Raw genomic sequence first — 19,813 nt, forward strand, 5'->3', positions numbered from 1 at the left:
TCCTAAAAATCGACGGTTCGTAAATTCACCCAAGACTGTACTCATAAAAAGTAAGTCTCGCTTCTTGTACTACTACTTCTCTGTTTTATGTAAATCTTTCAAAGAACTCTTCCTTCAGTGCTTGTCACCAGTTTTGTGGTGAAAGCGAATGCAAAGGTACGTACTTTTTCGATATCACCAAAGAAAATCCATGTTTTTTTTCATTTACACACATTATTTTTCCGTTTCTTTGACACTACATTTTTCTACACCTTATTATATATATGCACTGTTAAACTTTTGCCGTACGTTTTGTACATTGGAAAAGGTTCGTGAAGTGGCTTAACATTTGGAGGTTAAATAAAAGAAAATTGGAGCAGAAGGAGGCAATGGATAAGTTTTTCTCTTAGGCTGTGTTCGGGATGTGTTCGGGATACGTGAGAACTTCATTCTTATCAAAAGCGTCTATCGAATTATTGTAATGTTTCCCAAGTAAGTTTGATATAAGTCCGATGCAAGTCCCTTTTTTAGCGAACGATATTGGATCTTAGTGGGGACTATCATGAAAATTAGACTTATATAGTCTTGATAGAATTTAAGTGAAGAAAAACAAAGATCCCACTTTAAAAGGTCAGACCTGTTTTAAAGTGGGATCTATTAGATATTATCTTTTTATTCTCTTTTTCCAAAAATACGGAGAAGATATAAGAAGAGATTAATAAAATCGAGATAGAGTGACAATGCTCCGAGTAGAGCTATTTTTTGCGCTGATTCTCCAGCATCTGGAGCTTGTGCAAGCATTATTTTTATTTTTTGGGAATCGTATGCTACCAATCCTACAAAGATTAATACTCCGGCATAGGTGATAAAGAGTTCCACTCCTGTGCTTTTAAGGAAGAATACGTTTACGAGTGTGGCAATGATTATTCCCACGAGAGCCATCATCGCCAAGCGTCCTATTGATGTAAGATCTTTCTTTGTCGTATAACCAACAACTGCCATGACAGCAAATGTTCCTGCCGTAACCAAGAAAGTAGAAGCAATGGACGATGCTGTATAGATAACGAATATACTAGAGAACATAGCTCCGTTGATGACGGAATATAGTATAAACAGAAGTGTAGCTGATGTAAGCGACAATCTGTTTATGGCAGCACTTACTCCTATAACAATGGCAAGTTGAGCTATTACCATTCCCCACAACAACATTGAGTTGGAATAAATTGTCATGAGTACACCAGGACTTGTAGCTACGGCATATGCTGTGAATCCTGTAATTGCCAAGGCAAAAACCATCCATGTATAGACTTTACGCATCAGAGCGGGAAAGGCCGAAGAAACTTCCCATTGTCGCTGATATGCGACGCGATCATTTTCAAAATAATTGTTATTCATATTCGTTTTGTATTTATTCGTTTGCAAAGTTAGTCATTTTTTTCGCTAGTTGCAGCATCAATAATATTAAAAAAAAACAAAGGAAGTTGGTAGTTTCTTCATTTTTTTCTACTTTTGCAGTTAAATAATCCATAATTTAATAAAATAATGAAACGATATATTTTTTTTGCGCTGTATTTCATCCTTACACTGGCTCATGAAGTCAATGCTCAGACCATTAGCTTCCCTCATCCATGGGCGCATAAGCGCGTGGCTTATTTTGGTGATTCAATTACTGACCCCAACAACGATGGTTCTAAATTGAAGTTTTGGAATTTTCTAGAGGACTGGCTCGGTATTACACCTTATATATATGGTGTCAGCGGTCGTCAATGGGACAACATTCCCACCCAAACAGAAAAGTTGCATCAAGAACATGGTGATTCGGTTGACGCCATCATCGTTTTCATCGGTACCAACGACTTCAATGCCGGTGTTCCCATTGGAGAGTGGTATGACATCAAAGAAGAACAAGTCATGGCAGGCATACACGAGCCCAAGCACATGGTAACTCGTAAACGTATGTATCCTATAATGGATAAATCGACCTATCGTGGACGAATAAACATCGCCCTCGACAAATTGAAACGCACCTACCCTACCAAACAGATAGTATTACTCACTCCAATTCATCGGGCAGGTTTTTATCGTAATGAAAAGAATTGGCAACCTACAGAAGATTATTACAACCTCTGTGGCGAGCCCTTTCAGCGTTATGTAGAATCAGTAAAAGAAGCCGGTAATATCTGGGCCGTTCCTGTTATCGATCTCAACTCACTTTGTGGTCTATTCCCCATGATGGACGAATATACTACATACTTTAAGGACAAGGAGGTTGACAGACTGCATCCCAATGATGCGGGTCATCGTCGAATGGCTCAAACTCTTCTTTACCAACTGAGTACTCTCCCTTGCACATACTAAACAAACAATAATAAACAAGCACAATTCTTTTATGAAAATCGGACTATTCATCCCCTGCTATGTAGATGCCGTTTATCCGGAAGTTGGTGTTGCAACTTACAAACTGTTGCGCCATCTAAATCTGGATGTCACCTATCCACTCAAGCAGACCTGTTGCGGACAGCCCATGGCCAATGCCGGTTTTGAAAACGAAGCCGTTCCTTTAGCCAAAAAGTTTGAAGACAAGTTTAAGGAGTTTGATTACGTCGTAGCTCCCAGTGTATCATGTACCGCGTTCATTAAGCTCAACTACCCAAGGTTGTTGAAAGGAAAGCACGAATGTCAGACGTCTGACAAGATTATGGACGTTGTAGAATTCCTTCACGACGTAGTCAAGGTCAATCAGCCCTTAGGAACATTCCCACACAAGGTAAGCCTCCACAACTCCTGTCATGGTGTACGTGAACTGGGCCTTTCTTCCCCATCAGAAGAGCACGTCGCTCCATTCAACAAAATCAAAGACCTTCTTCAATTAGTACAAGGAATTGATGTTGTAGAGCCTGACCGTCCAGATGAATGTTGTGGCTTCGGAGGAATGTTCTCCGTAGAAGAGACCGCAGTGTCAACGCAAATGGGCATAGACAAAGTTGAACGTCATATTGCGACCGGTGCGAAATATATTACCGGTGCCGACTGTTCTTGTTTGATGCACATGGCCGGAATTGCCCGTAAACAAGGCAAAGACATACAATTCAAACACGTTATTGAGATTCTTGCCTCAGGCCTTTAACAAGACTTTATGTATTCCTATTAAAACGCATGCACTATGAGTACATCACATTCAAAAGCAGCCAAAGAATTCTTAAAAAACCAAGAATATGCAAAGTGGCACGACGCCACATTTTGGTCAGTTCGCACCAAACGCGACAAGATGGCCTATGGACTTGAAGAATGGGAGCAATTACGTGAGAAAGCTTCAGCTATCAAGCGTCACACCTTGACCCATCTTGACGAATATCTAGATCAGTTTGCCACCAATGCTGAGAAGAACGGAGTTATTGTACATTGGGCGAAAGATGCCAATGAATTCAATGAGATCGTCTATGATATCTTGAGCAGCCACCATGTTAAGAAGATGGTGAAATCAAAATCAATGCTCACGGAAGAATGCGAGATGAATCCCTATTTGGAAGCACGTGGCATAGAAGTAGTAGAAACCGACCTTGGTGAGCGCATTATCCAATTGAAAGGTCAGAAGCCGAGTCATATCGTAATGCCCGCTATTCACCTGAATCACAACGACGTAGGTGAATTGTTTGAAGAAAAGCTCAATTCAGAGAAAGGAAACCACGATCCCACGTATCTAACCTATTGTGCCCGATTGAGTTTGCGCAATGAGTTTCTTACTGCAGATGCAGGCATGACAGGTGCCAATTTCGGTATAGCCGAAACTGGTGATATAGTGGTGTGTACCAACGAAGGTAATGCAGACATGTCCACTTCCTGTCCGAAACTACATATTGCCGCAATCGGGTTAGAGAAAGTCATCCCCAATTACGATTGTCTTGCCGTTTTCCAGCGCATGCTCTGCCGTGCAGGAACAGGCCAACCCACAACAACATACACCAGCCACTTCCGTAAAGCTCGTCCTACAGCTGACAATATGCACATTATCTTAGTTGATAATGGCCGTTCGGAGTGGATAGGCAATCCTACCCATTGGGAATCTTTGAAATGTATCCGCTGTGGTTCATGTATGAACACCTGCCCTGTTTATCGCCGTAGCGGTGGTTATTCCTACAGTTATTTCATTCCAGGTCCTATAGGAATCAACCTTGGTATGCTTCGTGACAGTAAGAAACATTCAGGCAATGTATCAGCTTGTACGCTCTGCAACAGTTGTCAGTCAGTATGTCCTGTCAAAGTAAACCTTGGAGATCAGATATACCTTTGGCGTCAGCAGTTAGATGAATTCGGCACAGCCAATCCACAGAAGAAGTTAATGTGTAAAGGTATGACTGCACTTTACAACCATTCATGGCTTTACAACCTTGCCACGGGCATGGCCTCATGGGCCAATATTCTTCCATCGTTTGTTCTTAACAATGGTCTGAATCCATGGGCAGAAGGTCATAAAATGATGCAATTTCCCAAGAAGCCTTTCCATGAGTTAATTAAGGAATTAGACAAATAACACCCTATCATACAACAGATTATGAGCAACAAGGAAGATATACTTAAGAAGTATCGTTCAAATATTCATGAACGTTTTGAAATGCCCGATCTAAGTGACATCACGCCCATTACTTATAAAGAACCACTTTCTCAATTTATAGAAATGAGCAAGAATGTTGGTGGCAACATCATAGAAGTAAAAGAGAATCAAGATATTAATGCTCTGGTCAAAGAACTCTATCCTGATGCCAAAGAGATTGCCTCCAACCTCTCCGAGATTACCATCGCCACACGAAATCCCGACACAATAGAGAATGCTCAAGCTCTCAACGGGACTGACGTGGGTATAATACGAGGAATGTTTGGTGTGGCAGAAAACGGATGCATTTGGATTCCTCAGCAAATGAAAGAAAAAGCCGTTTGTTTCATCTCCGAGAATATCGTCATTCTACTTCGTAAGTCTCAGATTGTAAACAACATGCACGAAGCCTACAAGCAGATTGCATTCGACTCGAAATATGATGGTTACGGTACCTTTATTAGCGGTCCATCAAAGACAGCAGATATTGCCCAGGTATTGGTAATGGGAGCTCAAGCAGCACGAAGCGTTACTATTCTTCTGATGCCAGATTGATGTTTGCATCAATGGATACTCCCTCCTAATGAGCTAATGAGGGTCAAAAAAAATCATTCAAGAGGCGGGCAATATGGTCTGCCTCTTTTTCTTTCATCATTGGATAACAAGGCAGACTCAATTCCTGCTTATGAATCAGCTCCGTTATAGGGAATGAACGTTTTAATGCAGGATAACACTTCTGTAGATGTGGGGGAACTGGATAATGGATTACCGTTTCCACATCATGTTCTTTCAGATATGTCTGAAGTTCATTTCGTTTTTCACAAAATAGAGGATAGATATGATAGACAGCCCGAGAAGACATTTTTGCTGTTCGAATCAATGGATTGTTAATCAGTTTATCGTAGATGTTAGCAATATTTCGTCTGCTCTGATTATCCGAATCCAACCATGACAGTTTCACATCAAGAACAGCCGCTTGTATTTCATCTATTCTCGAATTTCTTCCACAGCGTTCAAACAAATACTTCTGGGAACTACCATAATTCCCTAATTCTCTGATTATTTCCGCCAATTGTTCGTCATTGGTTGTAACAGCTCCAGCATCACCTAATGCTCCAAGATTTTTTGTTGGATAAAAACTATGTCCTGCTGCATCTCCCAATGCCCCTGTTTTTATACCATTCCATTCACATCCATGAGCCTGCGCATTATCCTCCACTAATTTCAGCTCGTATTTCTTACAGATTTCAGCAATACGTTTACTATAAGCACACGAACCATATAGATGCACGATCATAACGGCACGTGTTCGTCTGGTAATCGCCTTTTCTATCTGACTTTCATCAATTTGCAACGTTTCGAGATTTGGTTCAACAAGAACAGGAACGAGTCGATTCTCTGTAATAGCCAATAAAGAAGCAATATACGTATTGGCAGGTACGATCACCTCGTCTCCTTCGTTTATCACTCCCATTTCTTTATATGCACGAAGAATCAGCCACAAAGCATCAAGTCCATTGCCACAGCCTACACAATATCGCGTTCCAATATAACGGGCATAATGTCTTTCAAAGCGTTCTGTTGCTTCCCCTCGTAGATACCACCCACTCTGTAAAACAGAATCTATGGCATCATGTAATTGCTCTTTTCTATGGTCAGACAATAATTTCAAATCGCAATATTTCATATCAAAGATTCCATTGGTACGTATCATAACAAATGCTTCTCGCCCCAAATCCTTCTTTTTGATAAGCCAAGGAAGCATTCAACAGGCAACTGTCTGTTGCTGTTGATTTTCCGAAATCAAAATAGTGGCATTCTTGCGGAAGATTTTCCAGAAGGAAATCGAAAAGGCAATCAAGTACATGTAAACGTTTGCCTTCAGCAGAAGCAGATATATACTGCACATGAACTACATTTCGAGTCATGTACAAAACAGTTCCTCCCATGACACGACCATTAATCTCTGCCACAAAAAGTCTGATTTGTTTTGGAAAAAGATGATGAAGCAAATGTATTTCATCTAACGTATGAACAGGAGATACGCCATATTTTGTCTGTAGATTCTCAGTCAGAATATCCCAAAAATCAGAATAGTTTTCCCCCCCACGAATAACACAACCATGTTGAATTGCTTTTTTAGCTCCTTGTTTACGGATATTCCTCCATGGTAGCAAATGATTTGTGCAGGCGACAGCAGCCACATCACGTCCCACGAGTTGAGCTTTACATACATTATACAAAGCATAAAGATCCTCTTCTGCAGCATACTGATGATAGATCCATGGTACTGGTTTATAGAAGACTGTCCTAAATCCTTGGTTTCGCAGGTAATCATTCATTTCTGCAAACAACACAGATATTCTTTTTGCAGTAGCCTTTTCATCCATTATCAATCCACCGTACGTCAATCCATTATGTGAGCAAAGCGTATCTCCGTCTTTGTGGGCAGGTAACAAAGCGACCAGTCTTCCTTCAAGATAAAACATCAATGAGGCATCCTGAAAACGATCAGCATGATAATCCATATAATGTCTGTCGAAAAGGAACGTGGCATTTTTAGAACGCTCCACAAAAGCATTCCATTTTTCGTATTCAGATGAATGGTAAGGAGTTATTTGGAACATTTCACATACTTCAAAAACTCGTTGTAATCATCAATATAATCTGCGGCATTATAACCTTCTGATGCTAAAACCAAACAAACAGCACCTGGTGAAAATTGATCAAGAGTCACCCATAGTGTCTTATCAATGAACAATCCTTGATAGGGATTATTGAGAAGTATCGTTTTTCGTTCGTAGCCATTATCGAGTGTGACATGACAAGCGCCACTCACAGCAACAAGAAGTTGCTGGAGCCGGCGATGTGCATGTCCTCCCCTACTGCCGTTTTCTGGGACTTCATACAACCAATAAACCCTTTTTATATCAAAGGGCACGTTATCGAAAGCCTCTGCAACGGTGAGGTTTCCCCTTGAATCGGCAATTTTTGGAAGAGTAATCAGTTTAGTGTTCAATTTTTGCATAAGGATCTGTTCCCAGCACAGTCTTTGCCAATCGTTTAGCTTTATTGCGCAAGGCATCAGTATCGGCATCAGTATCACCATAGCATAGGACCACACCCATGCGTCTTCCCGGATGAGCTTCTGGTTTTCCGAAGATACGCACTCGTGTGCATTCCTCTTTTAGTGCATCGACGAGGTTGTAATCAAGTGGACCTTTCTTTTCTATAGGCGAAAGGACTACCGCAGAAGCGCCTGCATGTTCCAGTCTAATATCGGCGATAGGCAAGCCCATGATAGCTCTGAAATGAAGTTCAAACTCCGATAGGTTTGTTGTATGTCCGAGAGTTACCATTCCCGTGTCATGTGGGCGAGGGCTCAATTCAGAGAAAATGACTTCTCCTTGTTTGGTCAGGAAGAATTCCACGCCCCATATTCCGTATCCTGTCAGCGCTTTAGTCACTTGGTCAGCCATATGCTGAGCTTGTGCAAGAGCCTGTTCTGATATTTTATAGGGTTGCCATGACTCGCGATAATCTCCGCTCTTTTGTACGTGTCCGATAGGTGGGCAGAATATTGTTGGAGCGTTTTTCTGTGTCACAGTAAGAAGAGTGAATTCAGATTCAAAATCAATAAATTCCTCAATAATCACCTCTTTTACATCTCCACGGCTACCTTCCATAGCATCTTTAAAAGCCTGTTCAAGTTCGTCATCATTGTGTACATAGCTTTGTCCATGTCCAGAAGATGACATTAGTGGTTTTACCACACATGGGAATCCGATTTCGTCTGCAGCTTTTTTAAATTCATCAAATGTTTTAGCGTAAAAATACTTGGCAGTACGAAGACCCAATTCGCGTGAGGCCAGATCGCGGATAGCGCGTCTGTTCATAGTAAAATTCACGGCGCGAGCAGAAGGTACAACTTGAATGCCTTGTTTTTCAAAATCAAAAAGACGTTCTGTACGGATTGCTTCAATCTCAGGAACGATAAGATCTGGTTTATGCTTATTGACGACAGCCGTAAGGGCATCACCATCCAGCATAGAGAAAATCTCTCGCTCATCTGCCACTTGCATGGCAGGAGCATTGTCATAACGATCGCATGCCACCACGTAGGCACCTGCACGCTTTGCGGCAATTACGAACTCTTTACCAAGTTCTCCGCTTCCAAGTAGTAATACTTTCTTCATTAATAATGTTAATGTTAAAATTATGATTGTTGTGAATACATATTGTCATAGTATTTCTGATAGTCTCCCGAGGTCACATTATCGAGCCAGTCCTGATTGTCGAGATACCAGCGTACCGTTTTCTCTATACCCTCTTCAAACTGTAATGAAGGTTCCCATCCGAGTTCTTTCTGCAATTTTGTAGAGTCAATAGCATAGCGCAGGTCATGTCCAGCTCGGTCTGTTACGAAATTAATGAGATCCATATCTTCTCCTTCTTTACGTCCGAGCAACCTGTCAACGGTTTTAATCACCACCTTGATAATATCGATATTCTTCCACTCGTTAAATCCTCCGATATTATAGGTATCAGCTATTTTTCCTTTATGGAAGATCAGATCAATAGCTTTTGCATGATCTTCCACGAAGAGCCAATCGCGTACATTTTCACCTTTTCCATATACGGGCAATGGTTTGCGATGACGTATATTGTTAATAAACAAAGGAATCAACTTCTCCGGGAACTGATAGGGTCCGTAGTTATTAGAACAGTTTGTCACCACTATAGGCATTCCGTATGTATCGTGGAAAGCTCTAACGAAATGGTCAGAACTTGCCTTCGATGCAGAATATGGAGAGTGTGGGTTATACTTTGTTGTTTCGAGGAAGAACTCTTCTCCGTAAGCCAGATGGTGCTGTGCAGACGAAGCTGTTGTAGTATATGGTGGTTTGATACCCTCTGGATGTGTCAGTTCAAGAGCTCCATACACTTCATCGGTAGAAATGTGATAGAATCGTTTTCCTTCATATTTTTCGGGCAATGACTCCCAATAGAGTTTTGCAGCCTGAAGTAGCGCGAGTGTTCCCATCACATTGGTTTGTGCAAATGTAAATGGGTCTTTGATAGAGCGATCCACGTGACTTTCTGCGGCAAGATGAATGATGCCATCGACATGCTTTTCTTGCATGAGTTTATAGAAGGCGTCGAAGTCGCAGATGTCCATTTTCACAAACTCATAGTTAGGTTTATCTTCCACATCTTTAAGATTGGCCAGATTACCTGCATAAGTGAGTTTATCGAGGTTGATGATGTGATACTCAGGATACTTGTTCACGAACAGGCGCACTACATGGCTTCCTATAAAGCCTGCGCCACCAGTAATGACGATTGTTTTCATATCTATCTGCTTCCTATGGTTTATAAATGATGACCAAGAGTGATGACCTCACAGTCTTTAAATTCATTTTTATCTATGGTCAGTCTGACCAGTGTGCGTTCCTTGTGCCAACCTTGTTGTCCGGCAGCACCAGGATTGATGTGTAAGAGACGAAGTGTCTTATCGTATTTCACTTTAAGGATGTGTGAATGTCCACTGATAAACAATTGTGGCGGTGAGGCATAGATTTGTCCTCTTATGCTGGCATCATAGTTGCCAGGATACCCACCTATATGTTTCATAAGCACTTCCACATCTTCACATTTCCATCTCAGCACTTCAGGGTACATCAGTCTTAGGTCTCCTCCGTCGCAGTTTCCGCAAACAGCCCGTAACGGTCTGAAAGCCGCTAATTTTTCTGCCACTTCTACCGAGCCAATATCTCCAGCGTGCCATATTTCGTCACACTCTTCGAAATAGGTAAGATATTTATCATCCCAATAAGAATGTGTGTCACTGATGATTCCGATTCTCTTCATATTTCTTTTTGTTTCAATCGAGGTCGAGATATTTTCTTATGAAGTCAGCAATGATGTGTTCCGTTGCTTGCAATCCAAGTTTTGAAGAGTCGATACAGAGATCATAAGACGAAGCATGTCCCCATTTCTTTCCGGTATAATAATTATAGTATGCAGCACGTTTTGACTCACCGTTTTCAATGAATTTTCGTGCTTCCTCCCTTCCTATATTTTGTTTATGCATCACTTGGTCTATGCGAAAATCCATATCTGCAGTAACAAACACGTTGACGACATTAGGGTAATCACGCAGCACATAGTCAGCACATCTTCCAACAAAGACGCACGAAGACTCTTGTGCTGCCTTTCTTATAGCATCGCTTTGAAATTTGAAGAGATTCTCTTGCGAGAAGTCGTTGCTGTACATGTTATTATCCCCCATGTGAGGTGCATGCAGATGAAAGAGTGTTCGCAGAAATCCACGTTGTTCATCATTCTGTTCGAAGAATTTTTCGCAGAATCCACTTTCCTTGGCAGCCAGGTTAAGCAATTCTTTATCGTAGTATTTCGCATTGAAATCCATGGCGAGCATACGTGCGATGTCGTGTCCGCCACTACCGAGTTGTCGGCCTACGTTGATGATGATTTTATTGTTGAGCATTTGTTCTAAGTTTTTTCTTATAGGTTTCCATTGTCACCCACGTCACAATAAATGCAATTCCATCACTAGCAGGTAGTGCAGCCCATACTCCGTCTATTTTAAATATCGGTGGTAGGATAATGAGTAGTGGCACGAGGAATAGCATTTGTCTCGACAAGGAGAGAAGCATGCTGATTTTTGCTTTTCCTATCGATTGGAAGAAACAGGTGACCACCATCTGGTATCCTATCAAGGGGAATAGGAGCATATTAACCCTAATAGCTTGTATGGAATGATTGATGAGTGTTTGGTCAGAAGTAAAGAGTCTGGCGCAATAGTATGGCAACAGTTGTCCTGTAACCCATCCTGCCACAACCACTACTGTTGCAGCAAGCATTGCCAATCTTACTACGTGTATGAGTCTGCTATGGAGTTGTGCACCATAATTATATCCAGCAATGGGCTGCAATCCCTGCTTGATTCCCATAACAATCATCACAAAGATAAAGGCAATTCTATTAGCGATTCCATAGGCTCCAACGGCCATATCCCCACCGTAGCGTACCAATGCTGTATTGATGAAGATAACCACAATACAAGCACAAGCATTCATGGAGAAAGGAGAAATACCAATAGCCAGAATATTCTTGATGATATCCGCTCTCAACCGATATGTTCCCTTTTTAAAATGGAGCATTTCTTTAGGATTGGAGAAGATGGACAGTTGCCAACATAGTGCCAGCATCTGTGCAAGAATCGTAGCCAATGCTGCTCCTCGTATGCCCATATCAAATACCCAGATGAATATGGGGTCCAGAATCGTGTTGACAACAACCGTAAATATGGTTGCATACATGGCCTGTTTGGGTTTCGAAGCTGCCCTCAGCAAGGCATTAAGTCCAAAATACAGATGCGTTGCCACATTTCCCACTAAGATAATCTGCATATATTCACGTGCATATCCTATAGTGTTCTCTGTTGCACCGAAGAAATAAAGGATAGGGTCAAGGAACAAAAGGCATACGGCTCCGAATAGGATTCCCGTAATAATTTTCAGAACGATAGCATTTCCCAAAAGCAGCTCTGCGGTCTTATAGTCTTTCTGTCCAAGTTTCACAGAGAGATAGGTGGACGCTCCCACACCAATGGCAGCTCCTACAGCTCCCGACAGGTTCATAAAAGGAAATGTGATTGCCAATCCCGAAATAGCCATAGCTCCTACACCTTGTCCTATGAATATGGAGTCAACCATATTGTAGAGACTGGAGGCGGTCATTGCCACAATGGCAGGTAGCGCATATTGCATAAGCAATTGTCCTACAGGTTTGGTTCCAAGTTCAAGGGTCGCTTGTCTATTATCCATTCGTTTATATTTTGTGCAAAGATAGTGCAATTCGAGCAGAATACCAAATTTTGGAGCAGCGAAAGCAGAGTAACAATACATTTTTACCTGTTGAGTCGCGACATAATAAGCCAAAGGCAAATTTTGGAGCAGCGAAAGCAGAGTAACAATACATTTTTACCTGTTGAGTCGCGACATAATAAGCCAAAGGCAAATTTTGGAGCAGCGAAAGCAGAGGGAAAATACATTTTTTAAGTTTTGTGAACAAACATCTGCCTTGCTTATTCTCTACGAACACCTGCGTCCCGAACACATCCCGAACACATCCCGCAAGCAATAAGACAACCCAAAAGCCACTCTAAAGTATAATATCCATTCCCACTTAAGAAAGAGCAATTCATTTTTTACTATGTCGAAAAGCGACAAAACAATCCAAAGGCAACCAACAAGCGACGTCTTCAACGGAAAAACGAACATTTTTTTGGCAGTTTCCCCATTTCTTCGTAACTTCGCAACCTAAAAGAAAATAGGATTGAAACATGCGAATCACTCTGTTGACATTGTTAACGGTAATATGTTGCATCACCACAACGGCAGCAACAACACAGGCTAGCGCCAAGCGGGTCAGAAACAAGGTGTGTCCGGCTTATATCTACCGTATCACGTTGACAGACAAAAACAAATCACCCTACTCCATCGACCATCCGTCACGTTTTCTTTCCCGTCGAAGCATTGAACGCCGTAAGCGCCAAGGACTTGCCATCGATTCTACCGATCTTCCAGTCAGTCCACATTATATTAGAGCAATCGAAAACCGCCAGACCGCCGTTATCGGACAAAGCCGATGGAACAACACCGTTCTTGTTGAAATGCGCGACACTTCCGACATCCAGCGCATCCGCCATCTTCCCTTTGTCAGCAATTGCCGAAACGTATGGCAAGCCCCCGACTCCATCGAGCCGACTGCCATCCGAACAAAATTCCACGATTCTTTTCTACCTAACGACTCTATTCCCGACACCATGTACGGTCGCGCAGCAGATCAGATTCAGACCACCAACGGCCAAAGACTTCACGACATCGGCTATTGTGGTGAAGGACTGACGATTGCAGTCTTAGACGGAGGATTCAAAAACGTCAATCGCATACCTGCCTTCTCGAAGGTTGACATCAAAGGCACACGTGATTTCGTATTTCCAAACTCACCGTCGGTCTTCTATGAGACTGACCACGGCACACGCGTTCTATCCACCATGGCCATCAATACACCTTATTATTATATAGGAACAGCCCCTCAGGCTTCTTATTGGCTTCTGCGCTGCGAAGACCCGCAGTCAGAACAAGAAGTAGAGGAAGACTATTGGGCAATGGCAGTAGAATTTGCCGATTCGGTAGGATGCGATCTCATCAACTCATCCCTTGGCTATCATCAATACGACCACGGTATCGGGTCACATCAACTCTGGCAACTCGACGGCCACTCAACATTCATCAGCCGTACTGCATCAATGGTCATCGGAAAAGGTATTATCCTTGTCAATTCATCGGGCAATACGGGTATGGGAGGCTGGAAGAAACTTACCTTTCCTGCTGATGCTGAGGACTGTCTCACCGTAGGCGCCGTTACGGAGGAACTCGGAAACGCTCCTTTCAGCGCAGTAGGTCCCACACAAGACGGACGCATCAAACCAGATGTTGTGGCCATCGGAAGTCCCGCAACCATTGTTACAGGACGTGGAACCATTGCCCAGGATATGGGCACCTCCTTTGCCTCACCCATCATTTGCGGCCTGACCGCCTGTTTGTGGCAAGCCTTACCGAAACTGACCGCGAGGCAGATTATACAACTCATTCGTCAGACCAGTCGCAATAGCGAACATCCCGACAACATCACCGGCTACGGACTTCCAAACTTTTGGCGAGCCTATATGGTAGGGCGCATCCAACAGAAATCTGATCAGCCATCCCAAACGGAATAGAATTATGGAGCAAAGCCACCATTTCTCACTATATGCACTCAACGCATTAGTCCACGAAGCCGTCAGCAACGCCTTACCCGATGAGTATTGGGTAGAGGCAGAATTGGCAGAATGCCGTGAGCGCAATGGACATTGCTATATGGAACTGGTAGAAAAAGACGAGCGCTCCAATTCGCCCATTGCCAAAGCATCTGCCAAATGTTGGCGACAGACCTGGACACTACTCCATGCTACGTTTCTTCGAGCCACAGGACAACCGTTACGTGCTGGCATGAAAGTACTGTTGCGAGTCTATCCACAATTCCACGAAGCCTATGGCTTTTCCTGGATTGTCAGCGATATTGACCCTACCTACACCATCGGAGATTTAGCACGTCGCCGACAAGAAATTATCAAGACATTGAAAGCCCAAGGAGTTTTCGACCTCCAACGCGAACTACGTCTGTCTCCCTTTGCTCAGCGCATTGCCGTTATCTCGGCAGAATCGGCGGCAGGCTACGGAGACTTCTGTCGGCAATTGCTCGACAACGAATACAACCTTCAATTCCACACCGAGCTCTTCCCTGCCATCATGCAAGGCGAACGCGTAGAACAAAGTGTCATCCAGGCACTCAACCTCATCAATAACCGTATCGACGACTTCGATGCGGTAGTCATCATCCGCGGTGGAGGAGCTACCAGCGACATGAGCGGTTTCGACACCCTTCCGTTGGCAGAGAACGTTGCCAACTTCCCGTTGCCCATCATCACAGGTATCGGTCACGACCGCGACGAATGTGTGCTCGACATGGTGAGCCATACCAGAGTAAAGACTCCAACAGCCGCAGCCACACTACTGATAACCCACCTTTGCAACACCTTACAACAGGTGGCTGATGCAGAAAATGTCATTGCACATTATGCACTAGACCGACTGCAGCGCCATCGACTGCAACTGGAACACATCACCACGCTTCTACCTCATCTGGCGCAACGCCTTATGACAGAAGCACACCACAGCCTGGAGCGCATCCAACTCAAACTGGAAGGCTACGACCCACAGTTACTTCTCCAACGCGGTTACAGTATCACGCTCCACAACGGACAGATTGTCAAGAGCCCCCAAGACGTTAAATCCGGTGACGAGATAGAGACACGACTGAAACAAGGAACCATCAAATCCATCATACAATGAATCATCCCCAAAAATACGAAGAAGCCTTTGCACGGCTTCAGGAAATCGTCCGTAAAATGGAGGGCGGCCAACTGGACATCGACCAGATTACCGCCCACATGAAAGAAGCCCAAGAACTCATCACGCTTTGCAAGAAACGGCTCACCGAAACGGAAAAGGAGATAGATAAACTCACCCAAGCCGAGAAATAATCGATAAAGATGAGCATTTTGAGCAATAAAAGCATCGAAATTATTGGAAAACTTAACAAAAATGCTTAAATTTGCAAGCAAAACTGTCAAACATATAAAGATATGAAACAATTAGATTGGGCTAATCTGCCTTTCGGTTACATCAAGACCGACTACAATGTACGCTGTTACTATCGTGACGGTAAGTGGGGCGAAATAGAGGTTTGCTCCGACGAGTATCTCAACCTGCACATGGCTGCCACCTGTCTGCACTACGGACAAGAGGCCTTTGAAGGTCTGAAGGCTTACCGCTGTCCAGACGGAAAGGTACGCATCTTCCGTGTGAAGGACAATGCCGAGCGTCTGCAGAGCACTTGTCGCGGTATTCTCATGCCCGAACTTCCCACCGAACTCTTCACCGAAATGGTCAAAAAGGTGGTACGTCTCAATCAGGAATGGATTCCTACCTATGAGAGTGGCGCAACACTCTACATCCGTCCATTGCTCATCGGTACCAGTGCACAGGTTGGTGTACATCCTTCAAAAGAATACTGTTTCCTGATTTTCGTAACTCCCGTAGGCCCATATTTCAAGGGTGGTTTCTCTGCCAACCCCTACGTCATTATACGCGACTACGACCGTTCTGCTCCTCTTGGCACAGGAAAATACAAGGTGGGTGGCAACTATGCTGCATCCCTCTTTGCCAACAATCTGGCACACGAGAAGGGTTACGCCTGCGAATTCTATCTCGATGCTAAAGAGAAGAAATACATTGACGAGTGTGGTGCCGCCAACTTCTTCGGCATCAAGAACAACACCTACGTCACTCCGAAGTCAACCTCTATTCTTCCCTCTATCACCAACCGTTCACTCATGCAGTTGGCCGAGGATTTAGGCATGAAGGTTGAGCGCCGTCAGATTCCCGAAGAGGAGTTGGAGACATTCGAAGAGGCAGGTGCTTGTGGAACAGCAGCAGTTATCAGTCCCATCAGCCATATTGATGACCTCGACACAGGCAAGGTTTATTCCTTCGGCGACAAACCAGGTCCTTGGTCTGAGAAACTCTTCAACCATCTGCGCGACATCCAGTATGGTATTGCAGAAGACAAGCACGGATGGACTACTGTAGTCATCGAATAATATCATTCACGCTAAAGTCTGCTTAGGCAGCACTTCAGCTGAAAGGATGTTTATTACATCCATCCTTGTTCATAAAATCTCCGTCGGGCCGTGAACATTCTCGGCCCGACATTATCATAAAACATAACACAAAGAAAAAAATGGGATACATCGTAAATTGTAAAGAGAGAGCCATTAACAGTCTTGACCACAAATGGGGCGAGAGCGCCATTCTTGTCCTCATATATCTCCTTATCGGTGGTACTGTAAGCTGTGGCACAGGATTGCTGATGCCTACTACATCAGAAATAACATCATCGCTTACCAGCAACATCTTTTCTCTTTTACTCATCCCTATGTCATGGGGCGTGACCATCACCTTTTTGGAAGTGTCACGTGGCATGAAAGTAAACTACGGAAACCTGACTAAGGGTTATCACGATTTCACACGCATCTTCCTGACAATACTCCTCAAAGGTATCTATACCTTATTATGGTCTTTGTTGCTTATCATACCAGGCATCGTCAAGAGCTACTCCTATGCCATGACCGAATTTGTCCTTGTCGACCGTCCTGACTTGGCTTACAACGAGGCCATTGAGGAAAGCATGCGACTGATGCAAGGCAACAAATGGCGCCTCTTCGTACTCGACCTGAGTTTCCTTGGATGGGCATTGCTCTGCATCCTCACCTTGGGAATCGGTTATCTCTTCTTAGCTCCATACATGGAAGTGGCACATGCCCATTTCTATGCCGACCTGAAAGCCGACGACCAAGAGTTTTCAGATGATACCATTACCATCGAAACAATATAATCCATACTACATGGGAAAAGGAAAACTACAGAAATTTGCAGAAATGGAGACGTTCAGCAACGTCTTCCAATATCCATTCTCAGTCATCGAGAATGTACCTTTCGAAATGAAGGGACATTGGCGCGAACAATATTTTCATAACGACAATCCCATCGTCCTCGAACTGGGTTGCGGTAAGGGTGAATATACCGTAGAACTGGCACGCCTCTACCCACAGGTCAACTTCATCGGTGTTGACATCAAAGGAGCACGCATGCATAAAGGAGCAAAAGAAGCACTTACAGCAGGGCTGTCCAACGTGGCCTTCCTACGCACCAATATCGAGATCATCGACCGTTTCTTTGCCAAAGACGAGGTTCAGGAGATCTGGCTTACCTTCAGCGACCCCCAGATGAAAAATCCACGCAAACGGCTCACCAGTACTTATTTCATGAACCGCTACCGCCATTTTCTCGTTGACGGAGGTCTCATCCACTTGAAGACCGACTCCAACTTCCTCTTCACCTATACCACCTACATGGTCGAGGCAAACCGTCTGCCCCTGCTCTTCCGCACCGAAGATCTCTATCATACCGACGGTATCGATGAGGAGACTCGCAAAATTCTGTCCATCCAGACTTTCTACGAAGCACAATGGATTGCCCGTGGCCTCAATATCCGCTACATGAAGTTCCATCTTCCTCAGCAAGGCGAACTCGTGGAGCCCGATGTTGAAATACCATTAGACGACTACCGTTCTTTCCACCGCGATAAGCGCAGCAGTTTGGAAACAAGCAAATAAATGACAATAGGATTTCTATGCCATTAGCCACAAGGTAAGTCAATCACAGCAAAGACAAAGAAAATCGACGTTTTTCTTTGTAGTTCAGTTGGTTTACAGTACCTTTGCATTTTGAAACGAAAAAAAGAAAACAATGCCAGAAATATCAGTTCGCGGACTGGAGATGCCCGAGTCACCTATCAGAAAACTCGCTCCATTGGCCGCAGCAGCAAAAAAACGGGGAACCAAGGTCTATCACCTCAACATCGGACAGCCTGACCTGCCTACACCGCAGGTAGGACTCGACGCATTGAAGAAAGTGGATAGAAGCATTCTCGAATACTCACCATCTCAGGGTTACCTCAGTTATCGCGAGAAATTGGTGGGCTATTATGCCAAATACCACATCAACGTATCGGCAGACGACATCATCATCACCTCTGGCGGTTCCGAAGCTGTTTTGTTTGCATTCATGTCGTGCCTCAATCCTGGCGACGAGATTATCGTACCCGAACCGGCTTATGCCAACTATATGGCGTTTGCCATTTCTGCCGGTGCAAAGATTCGCACCATCGCCACAACGATCGAGGAAGGTTTCTCCTTGCCTAAGGTAGAGAAATTTGAAGAACTCATCAACGACCGCACACGCGCCATCATGATTTGCAATCCCAACAACCCGACGGGTTATCTTTATACACGTCGTGAGATGCAGCAAATCCGTGACCTTGTGAAGAAATACGACCTCTATCTCTTTTCCGATGAGGTTTATCGTGAATATATTTATACCGGTTCACCCTATATTTCCGCTTGCCATCTTGAGGGCATCGAGCAGAATGTCATCCTCATCGACTCGGTTTCTAAACGCTATTCAGAATGTGGTATTCGCATCGGTGCGCTCATCACCAAAAATGCAGAAGTGCGCAAGGCAGTCATGAAGTTCTGTCAGGCACGCCTCTCTCCTCCTCTCATCGGACAGATTGTGGCAGAGGCTTCACTCGATGCTCCTGAAGAGTACTACCGCGATGTCTATGACGAATATGTCGAACGACGTAAGTGTCTGATTGACGGACTCAACCGCATTCCTGGTGTCTATTCGCCCATCCCCATGGGAGCTTTCTATACCGTAGCAAAGCTCCCCGTTGACAATGCAGAAGAATTTTGCCGTTGGTGTTTGGAAGAGTTCACCTACGAAGGTGAAACTGTGATGATGGCTCCTGCCGCTGGTTTCTACACCACGCCTGGTGCTGGCATCAATCAGGTGCGTATTGCCTACGTGCTGAAGAAAGAAGACCTTGAGCGAGCGCTCCTCGTATTGCGTAAGGCATTGGAGGCTTACCCTGGTCGCGTTGATGAACAGTAATATTCGGTCTGCCACCATTTAAGGTATTTGGATA

Annotated in this window: 20 protein-coding genes; 11 read left to right on the forward strand and 9 right to left on the reverse strand. The window is 43.9% G+C overall.

Annotation, left to right across the window (positions count from 1 at the left end):
* Positions 1 to 651 precede the first annotated feature (651 nt).
* Positions 652 to 1,374, reverse strand: coding sequence for a Bax inhibitor-1/YccA family protein (locus CIK93_RS10410; RefSeq protein ID WP_094447324.1), 723 nt, complete (start codon positions 1,372 to 1,374; stop codon positions 652 to 654).
* A 147-nt stretch (positions 1,375 to 1,521) separates the two neighbouring features.
* Here CIK93_RS10410 and CIK93_RS10415 point away from each other — a divergent pair, with 147 nt between their 5' ends.
* The 4 genes from CIK93_RS10415 to CIK93_RS10430 are packed head-to-tail and all read left to right on the forward strand — an operon-like array spanning position 1,522 to position 5,125.
* Positions 1,522 to 2,337: an SGNH/GDSL hydrolase family protein gene (locus CIK93_RS10415; protein ID WP_094447325.1), complete on the forward strand. Its 816-nt coding sequence runs from the start codon at positions 1,522 to 1,524 to the stop codon at positions 2,335 to 2,337.
* 31 nt (positions 2,338 to 2,368) lie between these two features.
* Complete coding sequence (locus tag CIK93_RS10420) at positions 2,369 to 3,106, forward strand: (Fe-S)-binding protein (RefSeq protein WP_094439241.1); 738 nt, start codon at positions 2,369 to 2,371, stop codon at positions 3,104 to 3,106.
* Between the two features lie 36 nt (positions 3,107 to 3,142).
* A complete protein-coding gene (locus CIK93_RS10425; protein WP_094389460.1) occupies positions 3,143 to 4,510 on the forward strand; it encodes a lactate utilization protein B in 1,368 nt (455 codons plus the stop codon).
* A 21-nt stretch (positions 4,511 to 4,531) separates the two neighbouring features.
* Positions 4,532 to 5,125 carry an LUD domain-containing protein gene (locus CIK93_RS10430; protein WP_094389459.1) on the forward strand — a complete coding sequence of 198 codons (594 nt, stop codon included), beginning with the start codon at positions 4,532 to 4,534 and terminating at the stop codon, positions 5,123 to 5,125.
* 43 nt (positions 5,126 to 5,168) lie between these two features.
* On the opposite strand, the gene CIK93_RS10435 is transcribed toward CIK93_RS10430, so the two are convergent.
* From CIK93_RS10435 to CIK93_RS10470, 8 genes are all read right to left on the reverse strand, one after another.
* Entirely contained in the window at positions 5,169 to 6,284 is a 1,116-nt protein-coding gene (locus tag CIK93_RS10435) for a DegT/DnrJ/EryC1/StrS aminotransferase family protein (RefSeq protein WP_173815138.1), read from the reverse strand.
* Complete coding sequence (locus tag CIK93_RS10440) at positions 6,259 to 7,098, reverse strand: GNAT family N-acetyltransferase (RefSeq protein ID WP_371597817.1); 840 nt, start codon at positions 7,096 to 7,098, stop codon at positions 6,259 to 6,261. The genes CIK93_RS10435 and CIK93_RS10440 overlap by 26 nt, the downstream gene beginning before the upstream one ends.
* Positions 7,099 to 7,184: 86 nt before the next feature.
* Entirely contained in the window at positions 7,185 to 7,598 is a 414-nt protein-coding gene (locus tag CIK93_RS10445) for an FdtA/QdtA family cupin domain-containing protein (RefSeq protein WP_094447328.1), read from the reverse strand.
* Positions 7,579 to 8,766: a formate-dependent phosphoribosylglycinamide formyltransferase gene (gene purT / locus CIK93_RS10450; RefSeq protein ID WP_094389456.1), complete on the reverse strand. Its 1,188-nt coding sequence runs from the start codon at positions 8,764 to 8,766 to the stop codon at positions 7,579 to 7,581. Before purT ends, CIK93_RS10445 begins: the two co-directional genes overlap by 20 nt.
* A gap of 20 nt (positions 8,767 to 8,786) precedes the next feature.
* A complete protein-coding gene (locus CIK93_RS10455) occupies positions 8,787 to 9,923 on the reverse strand; it encodes a dTDP-glucose 4,6-dehydratase (RefSeq protein WP_094447329.1) in 1,137 nt (378 codons plus the stop codon).
* A 20-nt stretch (positions 9,924 to 9,943) separates the two neighbouring features.
* Positions 9,944 to 10,441, reverse strand: coding sequence for a metallophosphoesterase (locus tag CIK93_RS10460; RefSeq protein ID WP_094389454.1), 498 nt, complete (start codon positions 10,439 to 10,441; stop codon positions 9,944 to 9,946).
* A 13-nt stretch (positions 10,442 to 10,454) separates the two neighbouring features.
* The gene (locus CIK93_RS10465; RefSeq protein WP_094389453.1) at positions 10,455 to 11,081 is read right to left on the reverse strand and encodes an AAA family ATPase; all 627 of its coding nucleotides are present in this window, start codon (positions 11,079 to 11,081) and stop codon (positions 10,455 to 10,457) included.
* Positions 11,068 to 12,423 (reverse strand): MATE family efflux transporter, encoded by a 1,356-nt coding sequence (locus CIK93_RS10470; RefSeq protein WP_094436051.1) that lies wholly within the window; start codon positions 12,421 to 12,423, stop codon positions 11,068 to 11,070. The genes CIK93_RS10465 and CIK93_RS10470 overlap by 14 nt, the downstream gene beginning before the upstream one ends.
* Positions 12,424 to 12,941: 518 nt before the next feature.
* Here CIK93_RS10470 and CIK93_RS10475 point away from each other — a divergent pair.
* From CIK93_RS10475 to CIK93_RS10505, 7 genes are all read left to right on the forward strand, one after another.
* Complete coding sequence (locus CIK93_RS10475) at positions 12,942 to 14,381, forward strand: S8 family serine peptidase (protein ID WP_094447330.1); 1,440 nt, start codon at positions 12,942 to 12,944, stop codon at positions 14,379 to 14,381.
* A gap of 4 nt (positions 14,382 to 14,385) precedes the next feature.
* A complete protein-coding gene (gene xseA, locus CIK93_RS10480) occupies positions 14,386 to 15,555 on the forward strand; it encodes an exodeoxyribonuclease VII large subunit (protein ID WP_094389450.1) in 1,170 nt (389 codons plus the stop codon).
* The gene (xseB, locus tag CIK93_RS10485; protein ID WP_094389449.1) at positions 15,552 to 15,746 is read left to right on the forward strand and encodes an exodeoxyribonuclease VII small subunit; all 195 of its coding nucleotides are present in this window, start codon (positions 15,552 to 15,554) and stop codon (positions 15,744 to 15,746) included. Before xseA ends, xseB begins: the two co-directional genes overlap by 4 nt.
* A gap of 69 nt (positions 15,747 to 15,815) precedes the next feature.
* Positions 15,816 to 16,865: a branched-chain amino acid aminotransferase gene (locus CIK93_RS10490; protein ID WP_256387585.1), complete on the forward strand. Its 1,050-nt coding sequence runs from the start codon at positions 15,816 to 15,818 to the stop codon at positions 16,863 to 16,865.
* 140 nt (positions 16,866 to 17,005) lie between these two features.
* Positions 17,006 to 17,659, forward strand: a complete 654-nt coding sequence (locus CIK93_RS10495) for a DUF975 family protein (protein ID WP_094447331.1) — start codon at positions 17,006 to 17,008, stop codon at positions 17,657 to 17,659.
* Positions 17,660 to 17,669: 10 nt separating this feature from the next.
* Positions 17,670 to 18,440, forward strand: coding sequence for a tRNA (guanosine(46)-N7)-methyltransferase TrmB (gene trmB, locus CIK93_RS10500; protein ID WP_094389467.1), 771 nt, complete (start codon positions 17,670 to 17,672; stop codon positions 18,438 to 18,440).
* Between the two features lie 133 nt (positions 18,441 to 18,573).
* Positions 18,574 to 19,779 carry a pyridoxal phosphate-dependent aminotransferase gene (locus CIK93_RS10505; protein WP_094436037.1) on the forward strand — a complete coding sequence of 402 codons (1,206 nt, stop codon included), beginning with the start codon at positions 18,574 to 18,576 and terminating at the stop codon, positions 19,777 to 19,779.
* Positions 19,780 to 19,813: the final 34 nt, after the last annotated feature.

Source organism: Prevotella sp. P3-92, from assembly GCF_002251205.1.
Lineage (GTDB): Bacteria > Bacteroidota > Bacteroidia > Bacteroidales > Bacteroidaceae > Prevotella.